Origin of the sequence: Nostoc sp. DedQUE05 (genome assembly GCF_034530955.1) — a bacterium.
Taxonomy (GTDB): domain Bacteria; phylum Cyanobacteriota; class Cyanobacteriia; order Cyanobacteriales; family Nostocaceae; genus Nostoc.
This window is the reverse complement of record NZ_JAVRCB010000059.1, coordinates 17,609-36,079: the sequence shown is the minus strand read 5'-3', so window position 1 is coordinate 36,079 and position 18,471 is coordinate 17,609. Positions and strand designations below refer to the sequence as shown.

Below are 18,471 nucleotides of genomic sequence, written 5' to 3'. Positions count from 1 at the left end.
GATGGTGGTATTCGCTACAGTTGAGGAAGATGCAGATAATTAGAGACTGGGGACTGGGAAGACAAGGGGACAAGGAAGACAAGGAAGAATTATTCAAGAAGTCTCTATATTGTCTATTCCCAATGCCCAATGCCCAATGCCCCATGCCCCATCCTAATACCCAATCACCAATCCCTCTTGATATGCTTGCCAAAGTTGGTGAATAAACTGATTCAGTTGCTGCTTTGCGACTGAATCAGCTTCAGTTTTTGGTTCTTTCGCTAAAAGTTGGCTTAAGAAGGTAATTACTTCTGTGTCTAATGCTGGGCGAAATAAATTGGCAGGCCAAAGTAAGTCAGATGCATCTCGCAAATCGGTAATTAGGGGTGATTCTTCTATGAAAGTAACCATTAATAAAGGACGCACCCAGCACAACTGGCGGGAAACTACAAATTGAATGACTTCTGCATACAGGTTCCTGTCGCCATACTCTAGAGACACAATTTGTCCCGGTTGAAGAAAATCTAGGCTCATGTCCATCTTGGGCAGGGGCAAGGATTATTTTGCTTGCAACTTCTTTAATCTTAAAAGTGAAAATGCGCTACGTTTAAGAAAAGCTTCTGTAAGATTAGGGTAGCACTCTTACGGCAGCCATGTCTTAGACATGTGCCTTATCAAGTGGCTACGCAAAACTAATACAACCAATCCCTGCCAGCAAAGGTTTTCCTCGCATAGTATCTGAGCAGAAATACTATAGAATAGGTAAACAACTGTTGAGCGATCGCTAAACAGAGACTTTGTTGTAGTGAATTAACGAGAAAAGAGCAAAGAGCCGTGTCAGTTGAAACTATTCAAAAGCCTTCCACAACCCGCAAGCTCGCGCCTCGGTATCGCGTTTTGCTCCATAACGACGACTACAACTCTATGGAGCATGTTGTACAGTCGCTAATCGCCACTGTACCAAGCCTTACCCAACCCCAAGCTGTGAGCATCATGATGGAAGCCCATACTAACGGGCTAGCTTTAGTAATCACTTGCGCTCTGGAACACGCTGAGTTCTATTGCGAAACCTTGATAAGTCACGGTTTAAGTAGCACAATTGAACCTGATGAATAGTCATTGGTCATTGGTCATTGGTCATTGGTCATTAGTCGAAATTTAGAGTATTGGCTCCTGATTAGTGACTTATTTAGTATGAAAAAAAACCTTGTCCGTTTAGCTGAACGCCCTGCCCCTATTAGGCTGGGTGCTTTTATTTTGACTTTACTGTTGCTATGGTTGCCATTGGCTACACCGATATACTTATTAGTTCATAATTCAAACTTAGAAAGTATATTGACATTGGCATTGTTATATGGTGTATTTGTTTTTATCCTGAGACTATGGGGTAAATATGTCTACCAGCAGCCCCAAATTCTGCGGCATTATGGCTTAGAATTCACGCGGCAAAACGGTGTGGATTTACTGCGTGGCTTGGCTCTGGGGATAATTAATATTCTGATACTTTTTGGGGTAGAAAGTTTGCTGGGTTGGTTGGTGTGGCAACAACCGAAAGTTTTTTTGCTGAAAGTTGTTTTAGAGGGTTTACTTGTTGGGTTAGGTGTTGGATTTGCTGAGGAATTGTTATTCCGAGGCTGGTTGCTAGATGAATTACAACGAGATTACAGTCTGCGTGTGGCACTGTGGACAGATGCAACTGCGTTTGCTACATTGCACTTTATTAAACCCTTAGAGGCAATTATTCATACACTGCCGCAATTTCCAGCTTTAGTACTGCTGGGGTTAACGCAGGTATGGGGAAAGCGTTGGCGGAGGGGATGCTTGGGTTTTCCAATTGGTTTACATGGTGGTTTAATTTGGGGCTACTACATTATTAATGTAGGTAAATTAGTGAAATATTCTGGCCAAGTTCCTGATTGGGTAACTGGTGTGAATAATAATCCCCTACAAGGAGTGATGGGGGTTTTGTTAATGAGTGTACTAGCTTTGTGGATACGAGGGCGAACAGTGAAAAGTTAAAAATGGTAGTAAAGCCTACGTAGCGTTTTGACGAATACTAAAACTATTGTTATGCCGACTGTTTCCTGAGTATGCAACAACATGAACAATAGCTAAAGTTTAGCTGTTATTGTTGTGATTACACGCTTACTAAATTGTTTCTATAATGGGTTATGTTAAGCCTACTATGCTATGAGCTTTAGTTTAGAGAGCTTTCAACTCGGCGATATAATTACTGGAAAAATCATTAAGCTGGAGCCTACAGGTGTTTTAGTTGATTTTTATACCGATCAACTAGCTTATGTTCCACTACTAGAGCTATCACTCAATGAGATTCAGTCCCCAGAAGAAGCCCTGCAACTAAATGAAATCCGAGAATTCCTGGTTGTAGGAAATTACGATGGCGAACACAGTATTTTCTTGTCGCATTGTTCACCTGAGACACTAAAAGATAGCGATCGCTTGTATGAGACTGCATTCTATCTGGCTTCTGAAAAATGTGGTCATCCCATAAGTAGAGAAGACCTGATTGTACACACTAAAATTCGTGATGTTCATGGAAACGGAGTCTCAGCAACTATTCAGTGGTTCTTGTGTTCTCTAGAGCATCCACCAACTGTTTCTTTTTCAATTCGCAAACTAGAGATACGAAAAGCATGGGAACGGATACGGCAATTACAGACTGAGGACGTAACAGTATATGGAAAAATTCTTAAAAAGACTTCGAGGGGTGCATTAGTGAAAATTGAAGGTTTATATAGCTCAATTCGTACTTATGTTGATAAGCAGAGGGAAGAATTGGTAGTAGGTGAGGAACTTCCACTCAATATTATAAAAGTGCGAGAGGAGGATAATTACTTAGTACTGCTCCATCACTCTGTTTCAGTCAGACTCAGGCAGTTGCAGGTTGGTCAGGTTGTTAGCGGCATTATACGGAGTATCAAAAACTATGGTGTGTTTGTTGATATTGGAGATTTATATGCTTTGTTGCCGACCTCAAAAATGTTCCATCCATCTGTTGACCATCCAAACCAATTCTTCAAAATTAATGACCATTTAAAGGCAAAGATCATCAAAATAGATCCTGAAAACGGTCAAGTTGTTCTAGAGAGTTGTGGAAGTTAGGTATCACAACACAATTCTAGTGCAACGGACTGCTAAAAGCCTCTGATACTAAGTTTAAGTGCTTATCCGAACCGGATTAAAATGTATTTGACATTTAAACAAATATAGCTGTGATGTTTTTCATAAAAATTGCCAAGGGGAAAAAACAATGATACACCCAGTCATTTTAGAAAAATTAGAAGAACTCCCTGAGTCTCTTCAGACAGAAGTGCTTCATTGCATTGAGTTTTTGATAGAGAAGAACGCTAAAAACTCTACCGAAGAAAAGCAGACAAACAAGCGTCGCGTTGCTGGAACAATGAAAGGAATGTTTATTCTGCCATTGCCTAATGTACTTTGATGAGCCGCTTCAAGATATGAAAGAATATATGGAATGAATAGATTACTATTGGATACTCATGCTTTCTGCAAGCACTAACAGATAGTAAAATCTTAAGTAATTGACATGATATTGTAAAGCAACGCACTGCGGCGAAATAATTATAATTTTAAGGAGATTGCTTGATGCCAAACTCATGCCACGTTTACCTCTTACGGGATGGGCAACATCAAGTCCTAACCATTCCTGATGAATTTGCTCTATCCAGCACAGAAGTTTTGTTACGCAAAGAAGGTAATCGATTAATCATTGAACCTATTTCTTCCGGTTCTCTACTTTCGCTGCTTGCCACTTTGGAAGATATTACAGAAAACTTTCCTAACATAGATGAAGGGTTACTGCCACTCGATGACATCGTGCTTTAATCCTGGCCAATGACCTATCAATACCTGCTAGACACCAACATTATTTCAAATTTGGTAAGACATCCTCAAGGTTTGGTGTTTCAGCGGCTTATAGCCGTAGAGGAAAGCTGCATTTGTACCAGCATTATTGTAGTGTGTGAACTGCGATTTGGCGCAGCTAAAAGTGGCTCTCTCCGTCTTCTTCATCAACTAGAAAGCATTCTTGAAGTGTTACCTATTTTGTCGCTATCGTCTCCCGTGGATCAGCACTATGCAGTAATTCGCACACACTTAGAGCAAACAGGAAGACCCATCGGCCCTAATGACTTACTGATTGCTGCCCATGCTCTAGCCCTTAACCTAACGCTTGTTACAGCAAATGTCCGCGAATTTGAACGCGTACCTGGTTTAAGCGTAGAAAATTGGCTACTTTGAAGGCATACATTGGGGTGCTTTAGTATTTATTATTCATTGCAGTTTGTATAAATTAACCCCTATTCAAAACGTAGCCTCCACAACTGTACCCACCACACACGCTTTATTCAAATTAACACCGCTCAAATTTGTACCTTCTAACTCTGCACAAAGCAAATTCGCTCCCGTCAAATTCGCCCCTGCCAAATTCGCCCCTCGCAAGTCAGCTTCTTCCAAATTTGCTTCACTCAATAAAGCCCCTTGCAAATCGGCGCGGCTCAAATCTGCACCTTTGAGATTTGCCCCAGTCAGGTTTGCACCGCGCAAGTCAGCACCGCGCAAGTCTACGCCTTGCAAGTTGACATTCATCAAATTTGCACCACTCAAGAAAGCACCCACCAATGACACATCACTGAGTCTAGCTCCCATCAAGTTAGCACCACGCAAATTGCTACCTCGCAAGTCAGCGCCTGTTAAATCTGCTTGCATCAGGTTCGCTCCCATCAAGTTCGCCCGCAAGTCAGTTGCTTGGAGGTTGGCTCCCATCAAATTTGCCCCCTCCAAATGTCCACCTTCGAGCTTAGAACCAGCGAAATTAGTGCCGACAAGGGTAGCACCAGCAAGATTAATCCGGCTTAAATCCAGTCGGGAGAGTTCCTCGTCTTCTAAATTTGCCCCTGGAAGTTGTTTGAGTTTTCCTAATTTAATGGCTTCAATATTCATGTAAAGTAACTACCAATCTCTTCACTGATCTTGCTGTGGCTATCCCATTGGGAATCAAGTATCCAGATGCCGGCGCTGAATTTGGGTGTCATCAAGGGTAAGTCGAGTCCCTGTTGTAAACCCATAACTAATAAAGTTAGGGTATCTACAAGTTTAGGGTCAAAGCGCGTAGATTGTTGCTGTCTGCACTCATCTAAAGCTTGAGTAAATATCTGTTCCCGGCTTTGATTTGACGATTTTCGCTCATTGACTCGCCACTGAAAATCTGCCAATAATGCCAAAATCCTCGATTCTAAGGGAATTTCATCTCCAGCTAAACCTGCCGGTTCCCCTGTGCCATTCCACCACTCGCTTTGGTGAGTAATAATTTGGGCAACTGCTCGCAGCCGTGGCATGGTTCGCAATACTTGCGCCCCCGGTACTAAGGGACAAGTTAAGGGACAACTGGGGGCATCTTCTTGGTAGCGTGTGGATATACTATCACTGAGAACGCTTTCTGCTTTTTGTAATGGATCTATGCGATGCAACAAAGCCGCCAAGCGCAATCTTTTAATTTGCCATGCAGGAAGATCCAAAAGCTGGGCGATCGCTTCAGCAAGAACTACTATTTCCGCAGCTGCCATTGGATTGTTGACATCTGCCATATCCATTAGTTGCGCCATTCGCAAAAAGGCTTGAATTTCGTTAGAAACCAAGTTGCGATCTAGGGTTTGTTTCTGAAGTGCTGTAGGGATGGATAAATTATCTTGCCCAGTCTGGAGGTAATCTACTACACGGGAGACAACTGCACCTAAATTTTGGGATCTGTCCATTGACGGTACAATTTGCTGTTTATCGCCTGTAAGTTTTTCTGCCAGTTTTGGGTTGTATTTTTTGATGTGAGCGATCGCTATTTCTGCTGTTTCTTGCACTAACTCTGGCTCAAATGTCCACAAGCCATAGAATTTGCGCTCTAAGTCTGATGTCGGTACTCCAGCGCTGCCATAATCAGCCTCAGATAATTCTTGACAAATTACCATTGCTGTGTATTTAGGCGATAAAATAATTAAGTGCCACTCCTGCGCCACTGGATCGCCTGAATCTAATGCCACTAAGTCTACGTTGGATAACTCGCTGGTGGGATGCTCTCCAAAGCCAGATTCAGCAGCAGCCATAATCGCAATTTGGCAGCTGCACTGGGCGATGTCTGCATATCGATCAGCTTCTTGTAGATACCATTTTCCCTGTTGAAAGGCTGTGATGACTAAGGGTGTACCGTCGTCGGTTAAAATATGGTCTTCTAGAGCGTGGCACAGGGCAACTAGGGTATTTTTGTAGTAAACACCGAATCGAATTGGCCTGGTGGTATGGCGATGAGCTGCTTCCAGCTGTTGTAGGATTGAACCTTCTAACATGGGATTTGATAAAAATAACCGCAGAGGCACTGAGGAAGATAGAGGGAGAAATTCAGAATTTTGAATTTCTTCACATTTTAGTGTTTTCTAGGATACACCTGCTAACTGTTTTTCTTTTGTCTCTAATGGTGCTGTCAGTGCTGCTTCTAAGTCAGCACAACCCAGCTTTTCTTCTAAGATTTTCATGACTTCGCGCCCGAAGTCGTTGGGGTTTTGTTGCCAAGCTTGCAAGCAGACTTCGCCAAAGAATGAACCAAGGGGTTCGGGATTCCAGAGAAGTTTTTTGGCTGTCCACGGCATCAAACTCATTGGATCGTACCCTGGTTTGAGGATGCCTTCTTTGAAAGCGTATTCTTCTAAATGGGTATGGGGTTGTAGTCCAATAAAGAAAATGGCAGGTTCAACTTTATCTGCACCAAAAATCCGTTCTAGTTCGCGGTGGTAAGCGATGGTTTGGCGGATGGTTTCGGGACGTTCGTCAATCACATTAAAGGAGTAGTTGACGGAAACCAAATCATTAAAACCAGCTGCTTTCAAGTCGCGGCAGTTTTGCAAGACGGTTCGCAAGTTATACCCCATCCGCATTTTCCGCACAAGTTCTTGAGAACCACTGGTAATTCCGATTTCAAAATAGTTCATCCCCGTTTTCGCCATCAATTCACACAATTCGGGTGTCAAATTGTCGGCTCTGATATATGCTGCCCAGTGGATATCTGTCATACCAGAATCGACGATTTTTTGCAATAGTTCTACAGCATCGGCGATAAATTTTTTCGCGGGGATGAATTGGGCATCAGTAAACCAGAAGTTGCGAATGCCGCGATCGTATAATTGGCGCATCTCAGCAACTACTTCATCTGCTGGGTTGATGCGTACTTGTTTGCCTTCAACGACAGTGTAGACGCAATAACAACAGTTGTGAGGACAACCACGCTTAGTTTGTACACCTATATAAAAGTCTCGATCTTGCAGGTAATAGTTAAATTCTGGCCAGATGCTTTCGATATAATCGTAGTTACAAGCTGTCTTTTCTATTGGGGTGGGTTGTTCGTGAATTAGCCGTTGACGTGGTTGAGTTTCTCCGGCAACGTAACAACGTTCATCGCGAAAATCTCTGCCACTTAAAAGTTTTTCCAGCAGGGTTTCGCCTTCACCCACAGAAATAATTGTCCCTTGGGGTAAGCTTTTACCCAATTGTTCGTAAAATACGCTGACTGCACCACCACCGACAACTACACGAGCATCAGAATTATATTTTTGGGCACGTTTCAAACCGCGTTTGATTAAGCTCTGGTTTTGCCACAACTCTACATAGTAAGCGATGAAGATTCGCAAACCGCCCAATCCGCCGCGTAGTTTCAATAGAGGATTCTTGGCGTAGTAAAATTCAAAAGCATTTTGCAGCGGGTTGCCACCACGTCCACCAACGGGGGCATAAATTTGAATATCCCGCCAAGAAAATACTAGTAGTGTCGGTTTAAATTCATCAATACAGCGATCCAGAGCCGAACTGTAATCTAAAGGTGGTACTGTTCCCAAATCAAAGATGCGCTGTTCAATATTAGGGAACTGCTTGTGGACATGATCGCTTAGGTAGACAACCCCAATAGGAAAGATGGGGTTACAAGGAAGGCGAACGTAAAGAATTCGATTTTCCATCATCTGTGTATTAACTTCCATCTTGCCAATCTGTGGAGAAAGCGAGAAAAACATTCAGTTTTAAAGTGTGTGCTTGTTTTATTTGGTTTTATTTATCACAATCAGGCTTGACATTTAAGCCGATTATTGATACTCGCTCACCTGCCGTTAACAAGTGCGGAAAACGCTAAAATTGCTGTGCATAAAACATACATGGAATCTATAGAGAGCTTTATGAAGACATTTTTTCATATAGCTTTACCATAACATTGAGTTTATTCATTAAGCGATGATCCCAGCCGATTAATCCTGGGATAGATGAAGCAGCAAAACTCACTTCCTCGCTATGCTAAAAGCAAGGGGATCGTTGTTATGTCAATTCCCTAACAATCTGCTTTAAGAGAATTGAAGCTTTTATACCAGCAAAAAATCTCAAAAACTTTTATTTATAGTATATAATTCCGAAAAAGGTGTGAATAATTACAAAATTTTTATAACTGAAAATATATCTTTAGACAGAAATAATCTACAAAGACTCAGTTGGTATTCGCAGTTACAACAACTGGGGATCAGTGGGTGCTAGGCTTGGCTAGTGTAATGTAAAATTGTGGCGTAAAGCTCCTCAGCAGTTATGGCTCAAATATTAGATCCTCTACCACCTGAGCAATCAGGAAAAATTCTCTGCTGCTACATCAATGCCACGAGCAAAATACAGGTAGCTCGCATCTCCAATATTCCCAACTGGTATTTTGAAAGGGTTGTTTTCCCTGGACAACGTTTAGTGTTTGAAGCTCCACGAAAAGCTCAAGTGGAGATTCATACAGGGATGATGGCAAGTGCAATTTTATCCGATAAGATTCCGTGCGATCGCCTGAAGCTCGAAGAACCCAGTACTAGTGAGTTTGATACAGACTCATCAGATGGAGAAGACCCTATTAATACCAAATTAATGGTGCAGCAAATTAATACAAAAATCGGAGATAGTACAAAACCCTTACAAATCGTTGGTTTAGCCTCGGTTGATTAAAAAAAACAATTTTATCTAAATTTAAGGGTTGCTAATTTAGCAGCCCTTTTTGTTTATTATTTATTGGGAATTGGGGATAGGGCATGGGGCATGGGGCATTGGTTATTCTACTTGTCTCTCTTGTTGCCCTCATCTCATTTACAATCATTCTTATGAATCTGCCTTCATTTCTTTGGTTGTGGAAAATAGCCGCCTGGTCTATGGGGTTGTCCCTGTTAGCATATCTAATGTTAGCAATCACCGGCGTTTGGATGTTTCGGGCGAGAACTTCGCAGCAATTTCCTTTTATTACGCCATTTATGGGCGGTAATAAAGGGATGCGATCGCTCCACTATACAATGGGCATCAGCATGGTAAGTTTAGTGCTACTACTGCTAGCGATCGGCATTGTTGGCACTTTAGGGCACTTTGGTTCTTTAGGTCACTCGTCACACCTAATCGCTGGATTAATAGTGGTAGCACTAGTTTTACTGTCTGCTTTCAGTGCCACCCAAATTAGTGTTAGACGACCTTGGGCTAGACCCTTACACATCGGCGTAAATATTATTCTATTTATAGGATTTGCCTGGGTATCCCTGACTGGTTGGATTGTAGTACAAAAGTATTTACCCTAAAAAATTACGAATTACGAATTACGAATTACGAATTATTAAAGTGGCATACCTTATTTGCAACACTCCAGCTAAGACATAGACCTACCCTACAATGAAGAAAAGCATTGTAATTGAGCCGTGACAGCAAACTCAGCCAATATCTCAACTTCTATTTTTCGTCTGTCTCCTTTGATTCGGATAACGTTGCTGAGTCTATACATAGCACTCACAGTCCCATTACCTTTTTTATCGCAGGTAACAGCTGCATCCGTACCTCCAGAATTATTGTGGATAGGGATTGGCATCGGTTTTGTTGCCTTGTACGCGGTATTAACTGAACAAGTAATGGTAGATGACGAAGGAATTCAGGTTATTTACCCCGCCTGGGTGCCAAGCTTTTTTCGTAAAGGCTGGTCTTTACCTTGGTCACAAGTCAAAGAGTTAAAACCCCGCAGTACTGGGCAAGGAGGACTAGTTTATTACTTTCTCAGCCAGGATGGGAAAGCTTATTTACTACCGATGCGTGTAGCTGGATTTGCCCGTTTAGTGCAAATTGTCCAAGCAAAGACGAGCATTGACACCACAGATGTTCGCCCTTTAGCGCAGCCCTGGATGTACCTGATTTTACTAGTACTCACTCTGCTGCTACTATTAGTCGATGGCTGGGCGATCGCTACAGCCTTAACTAGTACACAATTAACTTAGGTTATTTCTCTGCAATCCTCAGTCCCGTTGAATACAGCAAAAGCCACACTCAGGCTAGAGCAAGTTAATCTGTTTACGAAGCTGAAAACCCAACTTCCCGGCAATCAGCAGGGATACCCCATATTGCAGGATATTTCCTTTGAGGCATCCCAAGGCGATCGCATTGCCATTGTAGGCCCAGTAGGCGCTGGGAAAACTTCGTTATTACGCCTCATCAACCGCCTAATTGAACCCACGAATGGTAAACTCTATCTAGAAAATCAAGAATATCGCCAAATTCCCGTCATCCAGCTACGGCAGATGCTTGTACTTGTATTGCAAGAATCAAAACTGTTGGGGATGACAGTTGGGCAAGCCTTGGCTTATCCTTTAGTTTTGCGTGGTTTGCCCAAACAGACAATTGAGCAACGAGTAAATCACTGGACAGACCAACTACACATTCCCAGTGAATGGTTGGGGCGAACAGAGGTGCAACTTTCTGCGGGACAACGACAACTAGTAGCGATCGCTCGTGCCTTAGTCATCCAACCTAAAATATTACTATTAGATGAGCCAACCTCTGCCCTCGATACTGCTACGGCTTCTCATCTAATGCAAATCTTAACCCAGTTGAGTCAAACTCATCAAACCACGATTCTGATGGTAAATCACCAACTGGAACTAGCCCAGATGTTTTGCACTCGGTTATTACACCTACAACAAGGTCATTTATTCGCAAATCAAACAGCCTCAGAGATAGACTGGATTGAATTACGAAAAAGCCTGATTCAAGCAGCAACTCAAGACGATTTTGGATTTTAAATTTTGGATGAGACAGGAATCAGGAATCGTTTTCTTACTCCCCCTCACCCCAGTACTCAATGCTCAATGCCCAATGCCCAATGCCCCATTCACACTTGACTACTAGTAAGTGTTGAACGTTGATTATTAAATCTCTCTCTAGCTAACTTTGTTGTTTGTGACTGTGAAATATTGGTATTCAAAATTTCCATGTTAAAACGGTATCCAACATTGCGGATAGTTTGAATCAAATTGGGTTGCCGGGGATCGAGTTCAACCTTTTTCCGCAGGGATAAAACGTGAGTATCAATGGTACGAGGGTTATCGATAGCGTCAGGCCAAGCACGACGCAGCAATTCCGATCTACTTAGAGGTACTCCTCCAGCTTGTGCTAAAACGTACAGCAAACTAAATTCCTGGGGTGTTAAGTCAATAAACTCCCCTTGGAAGCGGACGCGGCGCTGAACTAAATCGATTTGCAAAGTGCCATAATCCAAATAAGCTGGTGCAGTAGGTGTGCGCTTCCGGCGAATCAATGCCTCTACTCGTGCCAAAAACTCTTGCATCCCAAAAGGTTTGCTCAGGTAATCATCTGCACCAGCCTTTAAACCTGCGACTATATCAGCTTCACTATTACGGGCAGATAGCATTAAAATTAGAGGTTGCTGCTGACGATGCAACCAACGACAAAACTCAATGCCATCACCATCAGGCAGGTCTGCATCTAAAACTACCAGTGTTGGTTGATGGCTTAAAAATACTTCCCTTGCTTGATAAATACTGGCAGCTTGATGCACGCGGTATTCCAGTTGTTGCAAGTGCCAACCCAACAACGACCTCAAATGGGGATTCCCCTCAATGATTTCTATACAAACCGAACCCACGGCGGCAAGACCCCTTAGCGTCGATGACTTTCAAAGTAACAAGCCCATCTCTAAGGTTTTGTAGCCTTTGTTACTTCAATTGCGATTAACTTTACATTTACTAATAAAATAAGTCGCAATATCTTTAATTTATGCCTTGCCAATAGGCGATTAGAAATATTATTAAATTTTTATTAAATTTATCGAAAGTATTGTTAGACTTATAAAAAGTTCTTTTAACTTAACATTTTGCTTTGAGATGGGTGTAATGTGGCAAATATCTATAACCCAACCAGCTAACCCTACTACAACAGCTTTTCAACTTGATTAAACCTGATGGCAAAAGTGGATTTTTTCGCAAAAACTTAGTACTCCCATCCAGGAATATAACATCAATACAATTGGGCTGTGATTGTGAAAATCAAAAAAATAACTTAAGCAGCTAACTAGAATCGATGTTTTCTGGAATAGGATTAAAGTAGCTTGTAGCTGCTATAAGGGTAATACCCAAAGTAGATGTGTTGACTTTGAATTTATGACAAAGTGAAATTACACTTCACTTTTTAGCGTGAATCATTTACAATTCTCATTCCAAAGAGATTAATACAGCAGTTATGCTCCAAGACACACAAACCATCCGCTATTACCAAAGACTCACCGATGCCTTCATCGAGCTATGGAATCGCGGTTATCGCACGGATGATATGCGGATGTATTTGGATGGATATCTAGCCGCACTGCGACATAGCAACGTCATTGAACCTTTTCTGATTCATCGCCTAGAAGAGGAGGCCAGCCGCTTCTTGTACGATGGATCGAACTTTGCAGTGCCGCAACCACAGCCACAACCCGATTACTACTAAGTACTATTTACCTGGTCATTGATAGTAACCGTTAATTACCGCAGATGATTATAGCATATTATCTGTATTGGTCAACGGGTTGTCGTGGTGTGAAATTTTGGAGATATTGTATTGATTGAACGCATCCCCTCAGCCCTATATTGGTTTTGCCAATTAGACTGAGGGGATTGTTGTTTAGCAATAAAATCAAGTCCAACAAAGAGTATTTTTGCCAGAAACCGATTAAAAAATCCTTGAAAGGGGAAATAAATAGTATATCTCCTGTCAAGGATATAAAAAACGGTATATTGCCTTGATGGCAAAGCGCAAATTCAGCAACATACTCTTTAGTTGGGGTAAAAAGAGCTTAAGAAGCTAATGCTACTTCTACCTTTTCTTGCAATTCACCTTTTTGGTACAGTTCAATCAAGATATCAGAACCGCCAAGGAATTCGCCATTAATATATACTTGGGGAATTGTCGGCCAGCTAGAGTATTCTTTAATACCTTGACGAATTTCCGGGTCTGATAGAACGTCAACCGTCTCAAAGGGAACTCCCAAGGTATTGAGAATCTGCACAACGTTGTTAGAGAAACCACATTGGGGCATTAACTTGTTTCCCTTCATGAAAACTAAAATCTTGTTTTCTTGTAGCAAGCTATCAATTTTGTCTTTGAGTTCTGGTGTCATGGTAATTATGTTTCCTATGTTGCATTAATAGAGTGAGGAGTGAGGAGTGAAGAGTGAGGAGTTAAAAATTCATAATTCATAACTCTTAACTTCTAACTTCTAACTCCTAACTTTAGGAACTTGCTGTTGCTTGCCAAGCTTCGGGAGTGTATGTTTTCACCGCCAAGGCATGAATCGCTTCAGTTGACATAGCTTGACCCAACGCACCATAAACTAACTGGTGCTGTTGCACTAGTCCTTTACCTGCAAAGTGCGATGAAACTACTGTCACTTGATAGTGGTCGCCGCCACCAGTCAAGTCTTGCACCTGAACCTGTGCGTCTGGCAGTCCCGCCTTGATCATTTCCTCAACCTGTTGCGGACTAATCATCGCAATTCCTGAAAAAACTTACTTTTCTATTATTAACAGATATAGAGCAAATGCCTGTGCTAACTTCAGGTTTTGGCAAGGTTGTAGATAAACGCGCCTCTGAGGTGTCTTCTTGAGAACGTTTGGTCAAGGCTACGGCGGATAGCTCTATCCTAGCACTGGGGCGTTGCCAAGCGACTGATTAGGGAGATAGGGAAGATATAATTTATTTTTTTGGGGATGAAGAGGATGAATTACCACCTTCTCTGGGATAGGGAGAATCAACAAAACCCAACTCAAACAACTGTTTATAGGCTTTCTTGCCTAAATCTCGCGTCGGGTTTTGACTCTTAATTATTTGAATTAACAATGGTACAGCTAATTCTGGCTGATTTTGTGCCCGATGTACCAATGCTAGCTGAAAGGTGGCTTCATCTCGCTTTTGGGCTGTTAATAGAGCTTTTTGACGCTGAGAATCAGAAACTCTGTTGTCAATTCCCGAAAAGCTAGAATTTAACTCTTGATAAAAATTAGATAGCTGATTATAAACTTGACGTGCTTCTTGGAGTTTCTTGGCAGCTAAGGTGTAGTTTTGAGCAGAAACGGCTTGTTCTGCGTCTTTTACTAAGCGATCGCCACCTGCAATGCTCAAAAGGCTGTTACTTTCGGTTATAGGGCGGAGGTTATTAGGATTGTTGGGGTCAATGAGTTGTGGTTGGCTGGTAGTGCCTGGTGACTGTGATACCTGAGCATTCACAGGTGATAGCAGGCTAAGGACTGCTATAACTGATAAAACAGTACGGTGCATCAAGGTAACAGCGACAGCAGTGTTCATGGGATCAATTAGTGCGACAACTATATAAAAGAGTTATGGAAACTTCGGGTATCTTAACTCTGTTTTGGTCTTGGACAAAGCAAAGTTACATCCTAAGTATCTCTGATTTAGACTAAAAATCAGTTTAATAGAGTTCCCATTACCCCTGTATACCAACAAACTTATATCGCTGTGATGAGCGATACCTACAAGGAAGTGGATCACCATCTGTCTGACTACCGGCTTTCCTCCCCAATAATTATCTCAGGTTAACTGAGATATTTGGCATGATAATTTTCGCAAGGCACTCACTGCTTGAAGTATTTGCGTAGGCGTAGCCCGCCGTAGGCATCAGACCAAACTAGTTCAAAATAGTGATATCTTCAGTCGGCGCTTCCCAACTTTTATTTAACTGTCTTACAAAATAGTGAAAATATTTATCATCAAGTAATTCAGTAGTTTGCAGACAATTAATTAGCTATTGGCTCAAAAAAATGCCAATTTGGCTGAATATATTATTAATAGAGCGTAATCTATATATACATCCTCAAAGGTTGCAAAATACTACTAATCTTTTGTGACTTACTCAGGATGAATATAGCAGTTAGTAATTAGTGTCAAATATTGGATTTTGCAGTTTCTTAATTATGCACGGTCAATGATTATAAGGTTTGACTACATCAAGAATTAGTAATTTCTGCAAATGCGTGATTAGTAACTTTTGTTTCTTGATGGCTCAATTGTTGCAGTGCCTTTGCTAAATCAGTTGTGAGGTTTTTTGCATCTTGTTTTATACAGCCATTCATGTAATCCGCGACTTTAATTGGGGAGCCAATGTCAATACTCACATCTGTACCCCAATTGGGATAAGGTTGGCTGTAGTTAATTCCAATGGGTATAATTTTCACTCCCAGATCGGAATGACTAGATTCAGCACTCAAAGCAAGACGAGCAATTCCCGGTTTCAACTGGTGAACTTGGCCATCACGAAAAATGTTGCCTTCTGGAAAGATTACCAGGGTTTTTTGCTGCTGAAGTAGCTCTACTCCATGTCGTAGCGTGCGGATTGATGGATGCTTAGAATTTACAGGAAACCCCCCCAAACGTTGGACAAACCAGCCTTGCAAACCTTGGCATTCGTCAACTGTTACCATAAATCGCAAGTCTTGCTTTCTCAGACAAGCGGTAGCATAGGGTACAAGCAATGCATCCCAACGCGCCCGATGGGTAGGCGCGAGAATCACAGGCCCAGTTGTGGGGATATTTTTTTGTCCGGTTATTCTAATTTGTCCAAAGAATAATGGTAATAGGCAGTGACGCCCTAATAAATATGCCAGAGGACTTAACCAAGGAGAAACCCTTGAGGTAGTACCAGCTACCTGATGATTTGCTGGTGTGTGCTGGCAGGTATCGGATGAAGAGTAAAATTCCATCATGACGGATGCAGCTGATTGACGGGTAAAATTTAACGAAAAGTCTGATTAGTTACACCGTAGATTCTCTTGCGTGACTTGTCTGGTACTAGATGGACAGTTTTACCTCTGTCCGTTAGTTTACCTTACGCCGCCTAGCAGCAAACCAAGTCTGTAATTGTTGACGACAAGCTGACTCTAGAATGCCTCCGATTACTTGGAGACGGTGATTAGAAGCAACACTATCAGGGATGTTAATAACTGTACGAATGGCGCCAGTTTTTGTATCGTCTACTCCATATACCAGTAGTCCTAGTCGTGATTGGACGATCGCACCTGCACACATCGGGCAAGGTTCGAGAGTTACATAAAGGGTGCATTCATTAAGATGCCAATTTTGTAAAGTTGTTGCCGCTGTCTTGATAGCGAGAATTTCCGCATGAGCGGTAGGGTCTTTGTCACGCTCTTTTCTGTTTTCTCCTTGTGCTAGCAATTTGCCTGTTGAATCAATGATAACAGCACCTACAGGGACTTCACCCGCATCACCTGCTGTTTTTGCTAATTCTAAAGCATAACTCATCCATTGTTGATGTATAAGATATTCTGTGTATTTAGTTAACATATTCTTATCAATATAAAAACTTCAAAATTCCACACATTTTCTAGGATGAGTATCTCGCCTGTCCGACAATAAATAAAAAGCATATAGCCCACAGACTAGAAGTCTGGGGCTAAAAACAAATCAAAATTCTTAAATTTAGCCTTACCAAGTCAGCCATTGGGGGCTAATTTGATTTCTAAATAGCGGCTTGGGCTAAAAGGGGATCGAGTTGACTTTGTGTGTCTAACTGATAGAGGTCATCGCAGCCGCCAATGTGCTGGTTATTGATAAAAATTTGTGGTACAGTACGGCGACCGTTGGCGCGTTCTGCCATTTTCGCTCTGGCTGCTTCGTCGCCGTCGATTTTGTATTCAGTGAAATTTACACCTTTCCACCACAACAGCATTTTGGCTCGAATGCAGTAAGGACAAGTTTGCCAGGTATAAAGTTCGACGTTGGCTTTGACTCGCTCTGGATGGCGATTTAAGAGGGGATTAAGAAAGTCCAGCATATTCTTTTAGCAAGTTTTTAAATATTCAACTCGATGTTACCCTTTGTCAATTGGCTAAAGAATTGATTACAAAATATGATTAATTTCCATCTCTGGCAGCAGGTAAATCTTCCTACCATTTCAATTTCAATTAATCAAACAATGGGCTTAAGCCTATTATTACAAAATAGGCAAACTTCGACCACGATGTACTAATAACCTTGGTTTTGGCGCAGGCTAGTGGAGACATCATAAATTCGGAGGACGCAAAGACACGTAGATGCAATTGGAATGACAATTAGCTTATTTCTTCACCCATGCACAAAATCCATGATTTATATATAAAAACGTATAATAAAAACAATATTCTTCCCAGGAAATATTATTAAACTTATTTCTGATTTTATTTTTAAAAATGGTGTAAGAAACAAATAGACAAATTTTTAATAAAAAATTTGTTGTTTTACTTAAAAATCTAAACAATCTAGGAAACACTCTGATGTAATTGAGTGTTATAATATACCAAAATACAAAACCAAATCCCTGACCTTCTCCAGGAGAAAATATTTTTACCTCCGAAAAATTTTTCAACATCCTTCCAACTTCAGCAAAAGTAAATCTGTGATAGTCCATTTGATCGTGAAAACTCCAAAAAAATGGGACATAAAAAAATGCCTCTCCTTTTTCCTCCAAAATATTATAAATATTATCTATTGCTTTCCAATATTCTTCAACATGTTCTAATATGGCATTGCAATAGATACCACTAAAAGAATTAGGTTCTATTTTAGTATTACAAATATCATCTACAAGGTCTGGTTTATATTCAGCAATAATATCACTAGACACAATTATATTATTGGGATTTTGATTTAATAAATCGATTTTCTTACGACTTAGTGAATAGCTATTTCTTCCACCAATATCAAGCAATCTATCTTTCGAGACTACTCGCTTTTCATATTCTTCTCTAATATGGGGGTTGAAATCAATTTTTGTTTTAAGACCTTGAAAGAAATCCATTGTATTGATTTTATTTGACACTCAATTTCAATGTTTTGGAGGTTCTTTCAAATTTAAAAGATTGATATAGCAATCCTAAATGAGTTGTGAAAAATATAGATTAGGAAACGAACAGCCAACAACACCATCGCAAAGCGTCTTGTTAGAAAAGAATGCCAAGAAAAGAAAGAAAAAAGAGATATCTAATTTTCACGAATGATTTAGGACTGCTATAGATATTCAGTAAACATTTACACCTTTTTAACACGGAATATTTTAACACGAATGTAGTAAAAACAAGTTTGCTA

The 18,471-nt window shown here is 41.1% G+C and carries 23 protein-coding genes; 11 read left to right on the top strand and 12 right to left on the bottom strand.

The features are described 5' to 3' along the window. Nucleotides 1–153: 153 nt before the first annotated feature. Nucleotides 154–519: a hypothetical protein gene (locus RMZ42_RS30910; protein ID WP_322675005.1), complete on the bottom strand. Its 366-nt coding sequence runs from the start codon at nucleotides 517–519 to the stop codon at nucleotides 154–156. 294 nt (nucleotides 520–813) lie between these two features. Between RMZ42_RS30910 and clpS the strand changes: the two genes are divergently transcribed. The 6 genes from clpS (at nucleotide 814) to RMZ42_RS30880 (ending at nucleotide 4,260) form a co-directional block, all read left to right on the top strand. Then, the gene (clpS, locus tag RMZ42_RS30905; RefSeq protein ID WP_012410249.1) at nucleotides 814–1,095 is read left to right on the top strand and encodes an ATP-dependent Clp protease adapter ClpS; all 282 of its coding nucleotides are present in this window, start codon (nucleotides 814–816) and stop codon (nucleotides 1,093–1,095) included. A gap of 78 nt (nucleotides 1,096–1,173) precedes the next feature. After that, on the top strand, nucleotides 1,174–1,998 hold the full coding sequence (locus tag RMZ42_RS30900) for a type II CAAX endopeptidase family protein (RefSeq protein ID WP_322675004.1): 825 nt from the start codon (nucleotides 1,174–1,176) through the stop codon (nucleotides 1,996–1,998). 171 nt (nucleotides 1,999–2,169) lie between these two features. Next, entirely contained in the window at nucleotides 2,170–3,102 is a 933-nt protein-coding gene (locus tag RMZ42_RS30895) for a S1 RNA-binding domain-containing protein (protein ID WP_322675003.1), read from the top strand. A gap of 148 nt (nucleotides 3,103–3,250) precedes the next feature. Beyond that, nucleotides 3,251–3,442 carry a DUF2281 domain-containing protein gene (locus tag RMZ42_RS30890; protein ID WP_322675002.1) on the top strand — a complete coding sequence of 64 codons (192 nt, stop codon included), beginning with the start codon at nucleotides 3,251–3,253 and terminating at the stop codon, nucleotides 3,440–3,442. Nucleotides 3,443–3,606: 164 nt separating this feature from the next. Further along, nucleotides 3,607–3,846 carry an antitoxin gene (locus tag RMZ42_RS30885; RefSeq protein ID WP_298911707.1) on the top strand — a complete coding sequence of 80 codons (240 nt, stop codon included), beginning with the start codon at nucleotides 3,607–3,609 and terminating at the stop codon, nucleotides 3,844–3,846. Nucleotides 3,847–3,855: 9 nt separating this feature from the next. After that, nucleotides 3,856–4,260, top strand: a complete 405-nt coding sequence (locus RMZ42_RS30880; RefSeq protein WP_322675001.1) for a type II toxin-antitoxin system VapC family toxin — start codon at nucleotides 3,856–3,858, stop codon at nucleotides 4,258–4,260. 63 nt (nucleotides 4,261–4,323) lie between these two features. Here the strand turns inward: RMZ42_RS30880 and RMZ42_RS30875 are convergent, their stop codons facing one another. From RMZ42_RS30875 to RMZ42_RS30865, 3 genes are all read right to left on the bottom strand, one after another. Next, nucleotides 4,324–4,962, bottom strand: a complete 639-nt coding sequence (locus RMZ42_RS30875; RefSeq protein ID WP_322675000.1) for a pentapeptide repeat-containing protein — start codon at nucleotides 4,960–4,962, stop codon at nucleotides 4,324–4,326. Continuing rightward, complete coding sequence (locus RMZ42_RS30870; RefSeq protein ID WP_322674999.1) at nucleotides 4,959–6,356, bottom strand: DICT sensory domain-containing protein; 1,398 nt, start codon at nucleotides 6,354–6,356, stop codon at nucleotides 4,959–4,961. The genes RMZ42_RS30875 and RMZ42_RS30870 overlap by 4 nt, the downstream gene beginning before the upstream one ends. 87 nt (nucleotides 6,357–6,443) lie before the next feature. Beyond that, nucleotides 6,444–8,036, bottom strand: a complete 1,593-nt coding sequence (locus tag RMZ42_RS30865) for a photosystem II high light acclimation radical SAM protein (RefSeq protein WP_322674998.1) — start codon at nucleotides 8,034–8,036, stop codon at nucleotides 6,444–6,446. A 589-nt stretch (nucleotides 8,037–8,625) separates the two neighbouring features. Here RMZ42_RS30865 and RMZ42_RS30860 point away from each other — a divergent pair. From RMZ42_RS30860 to RMZ42_RS30845, 4 genes are all read left to right on the top strand, one after another. Further along, nucleotides 8,626–9,021 (top strand): DUF1830 domain-containing protein, encoded by a 396-nt coding sequence (locus RMZ42_RS30860; RefSeq protein WP_322674997.1) that lies wholly within the window; start codon nucleotides 8,626–8,628, stop codon nucleotides 9,019–9,021. A gap of 152 nt (nucleotides 9,022–9,173) precedes the next feature. After that, entirely contained in the window at nucleotides 9,174–9,635 is a 462-nt protein-coding gene (locus tag RMZ42_RS30855; RefSeq protein ID WP_322674996.1) for a DUF4079 domain-containing protein, read from the top strand. Nucleotides 9,636–9,752: 117 nt separating this feature from the next. Beyond that, on the top strand, nucleotides 9,753–10,319 hold the full coding sequence (locus RMZ42_RS30850; protein ID WP_322674995.1) for a hypothetical protein: 567 nt from the start codon (nucleotides 9,753–9,755) through the stop codon (nucleotides 10,317–10,319). 27 nt (nucleotides 10,320–10,346) lie between these two features. Further along, on the top strand, nucleotides 10,347–11,120 hold the full coding sequence (locus tag RMZ42_RS30845) for an ABC transporter ATP-binding protein (protein WP_322674994.1): 774 nt from the start codon (nucleotides 10,347–10,349) through the stop codon (nucleotides 11,118–11,120). An 89-nt stretch (nucleotides 11,121–11,209) separates the two neighbouring features. Here RMZ42_RS30845 and RMZ42_RS30840 read toward each other — a convergent pair whose 3' ends face one another. Beyond that, on the bottom strand, nucleotides 11,210–11,983 hold the full coding sequence (locus RMZ42_RS30840) for a response regulator transcription factor (RefSeq protein WP_094349507.1): 774 nt from the start codon (nucleotides 11,981–11,983) through the stop codon (nucleotides 11,210–11,212). A 593-nt stretch (nucleotides 11,984–12,576) separates the two neighbouring features. Here RMZ42_RS30840 and RMZ42_RS30835 point away from each other — a divergent pair. Further along, the gene (locus RMZ42_RS30835; RefSeq protein ID WP_099102685.1) at nucleotides 12,577–12,825 is read left to right on the top strand and encodes a DUF6761 family protein; all 249 of its coding nucleotides are present in this window, start codon (nucleotides 12,577–12,579) and stop codon (nucleotides 12,823–12,825) included. A gap of 346 nt (nucleotides 12,826–13,171) precedes the next feature. On the opposite strand, the gene grxD is transcribed toward RMZ42_RS30835, so the two are convergent. The 7 genes from grxD to RMZ42_RS30800 form a co-directional block, all read right to left on the bottom strand. After that, nucleotides 13,172–13,495 (bottom strand): Grx4 family monothiol glutaredoxin, encoded by a 324-nt coding sequence (grxD, locus tag RMZ42_RS30830; RefSeq protein ID WP_094349509.1) that lies wholly within the window; start codon nucleotides 13,493–13,495, stop codon nucleotides 13,172–13,174. 112 nt (nucleotides 13,496–13,607) lie between these two features. Next, nucleotides 13,608–13,865, bottom strand: coding sequence for a BolA family protein (locus RMZ42_RS30825; protein WP_289795312.1), 258 nt, complete (start codon nucleotides 13,863–13,865; stop codon nucleotides 13,608–13,610). Nucleotides 13,866–14,070: 205 nt separating this feature from the next. Next, a complete protein-coding gene (locus RMZ42_RS30820; RefSeq protein ID WP_322674993.1) occupies nucleotides 14,071–14,679 on the bottom strand; it encodes a hypothetical protein in 609 nt (202 codons plus the stop codon). A gap of 659 nt (nucleotides 14,680–15,338) precedes the next feature. After that, on the bottom strand, nucleotides 15,339–16,094 hold the full coding sequence (locus RMZ42_RS30815; RefSeq protein ID WP_322674992.1) for a 1-acyl-sn-glycerol-3-phosphate acyltransferase: 756 nt from the start codon (nucleotides 16,092–16,094) through the stop codon (nucleotides 15,339–15,341). Nucleotides 16,095–16,206: 112 nt separating this feature from the next. Next, nucleotides 16,207–16,692: a tRNA adenosine(34) deaminase TadA gene (gene tadA / locus RMZ42_RS30810; protein ID WP_322674991.1), complete on the bottom strand. Its 486-nt coding sequence runs from the start codon at nucleotides 16,690–16,692 to the stop codon at nucleotides 16,207–16,209. A 175-nt stretch (nucleotides 16,693–16,867) separates the two neighbouring features. Next, nucleotides 16,868–17,182, bottom strand: coding sequence for a glutaredoxin 3 (gene grxC / locus RMZ42_RS30805; RefSeq protein ID WP_069070140.1), 315 nt, complete (start codon nucleotides 17,180–17,182; stop codon nucleotides 16,868–16,870). A 282-nt stretch (nucleotides 17,183–17,464) separates the two neighbouring features. Then, on the bottom strand, nucleotides 17,465–18,205 hold the full coding sequence (locus RMZ42_RS30800; RefSeq protein WP_322674990.1) for a class I SAM-dependent methyltransferase: 741 nt from the start codon (nucleotides 18,203–18,205) through the stop codon (nucleotides 17,465–17,467). Nucleotides 18,206–18,471 lie beyond the last annotated feature (266 nt).

Excerpts from the sequence above, each read along its gene's own strand:
- RMZ42_RS30910 (WP_322675005.1), bottom strand. The coding sequence starts at position 519 with ATGGACATGAGCCTAGATTTTCTTCAACCGGGACAAATTGTGTCTCTA.
- RMZ42_RS30900 (WP_322675004.1), top strand. The coding sequence starts at position 1,174 with ATGAAAAAAAACCTTGTCCGTTTAGCTGAACGCCCTGCCCCTATTAGG.
- RMZ42_RS30895 (WP_322675003.1), top strand. The coding sequence starts at position 2,170 with ATGAGCTTTAGTTTAGAGAGCTTTCAACTCGGCGATATAATTACTGGA.
- RMZ42_RS30890 (WP_322675002.1), top strand. The coding sequence starts at position 3,251 with ATGATACACCCAGTCATTTTAGAAAAATTAGAAGAACTCCCTGAGTCT.
- RMZ42_RS30885 (WP_298911707.1), top strand. The coding sequence starts at position 3,607 with ATGCCAAACTCATGCCACGTTTACCTCTTACGGGATGGGCAACATCAA.
- RMZ42_RS30880 (WP_322675001.1), top strand. The coding sequence starts at position 3,856 with ATGACCTATCAATACCTGCTAGACACCAACATTATTTCAAATTTGGTA.
- RMZ42_RS30875 (WP_322675000.1), bottom strand. The coding sequence starts at position 4,962 with ATGAATATTGAAGCCATTAAATTAGGAAAACTCAAACAACTTCCAGGG.
- RMZ42_RS30870 (WP_322674999.1), bottom strand. The coding sequence starts at position 6,356 with ATGTTAGAAGGTTCAATCCTACAACAGCTGGAAGCAGCTCATCGCCAT.
- RMZ42_RS30865 (WP_322674998.1), bottom strand. The coding sequence starts at position 8,036 with ATGGAAGTTAATACACAGATGATGGAAAATCGAATTCTTTACGTTCGC.
- RMZ42_RS30860 (WP_322674997.1), top strand. The coding sequence starts at position 8,626 with ATGGCTCAAATATTAGATCCTCTACCACCTGAGCAATCAGGAAAAATT.
- RMZ42_RS30855 (WP_322674996.1), top strand. The coding sequence starts at position 9,174 with ATGAATCTGCCTTCATTTCTTTGGTTGTGGAAAATAGCCGCCTGGTCT.
- RMZ42_RS30835 (WP_099102685.1), top strand. The coding sequence starts at position 12,577 with ATGCTCCAAGACACACAAACCATCCGCTATTACCAAAGACTCACCGAT.
- grxD (WP_094349509.1), bottom strand. The coding sequence starts at position 13,495 with ATGACACCAGAACTCAAAGACAAAATTGATAGCTTGCTACAAGAAAAC.
- RMZ42_RS30825 (WP_289795312.1), bottom strand. The coding sequence starts at position 13,865 with ATGATTAGTCCGCAACAGGTTGAGGAAATGATCAAGGCGGGACTGCCA.
- RMZ42_RS30820 (WP_322674993.1), bottom strand. The coding sequence starts at position 14,679 with ATGAACACTGCTGTCGCTGTTACCTTGATGCACCGTACTGTTTTATCA.
- RMZ42_RS30815 (WP_322674992.1), bottom strand. The coding sequence starts at position 16,094 with ATGATGGAATTTTACTCTTCATCCGATACCTGCCAGCACACACCAGCA.
- tadA (WP_322674991.1), bottom strand. The coding sequence starts at position 16,692 with ATGTTAACTAAATACACAGAATATCTTATACATCAACAATGGATGAGT.
- grxC (WP_069070140.1), bottom strand. The coding sequence starts at position 17,182 with ATGCTGGACTTTCTTAATCCCCTCTTAAATCGCCATCCAGAGCGAGTC.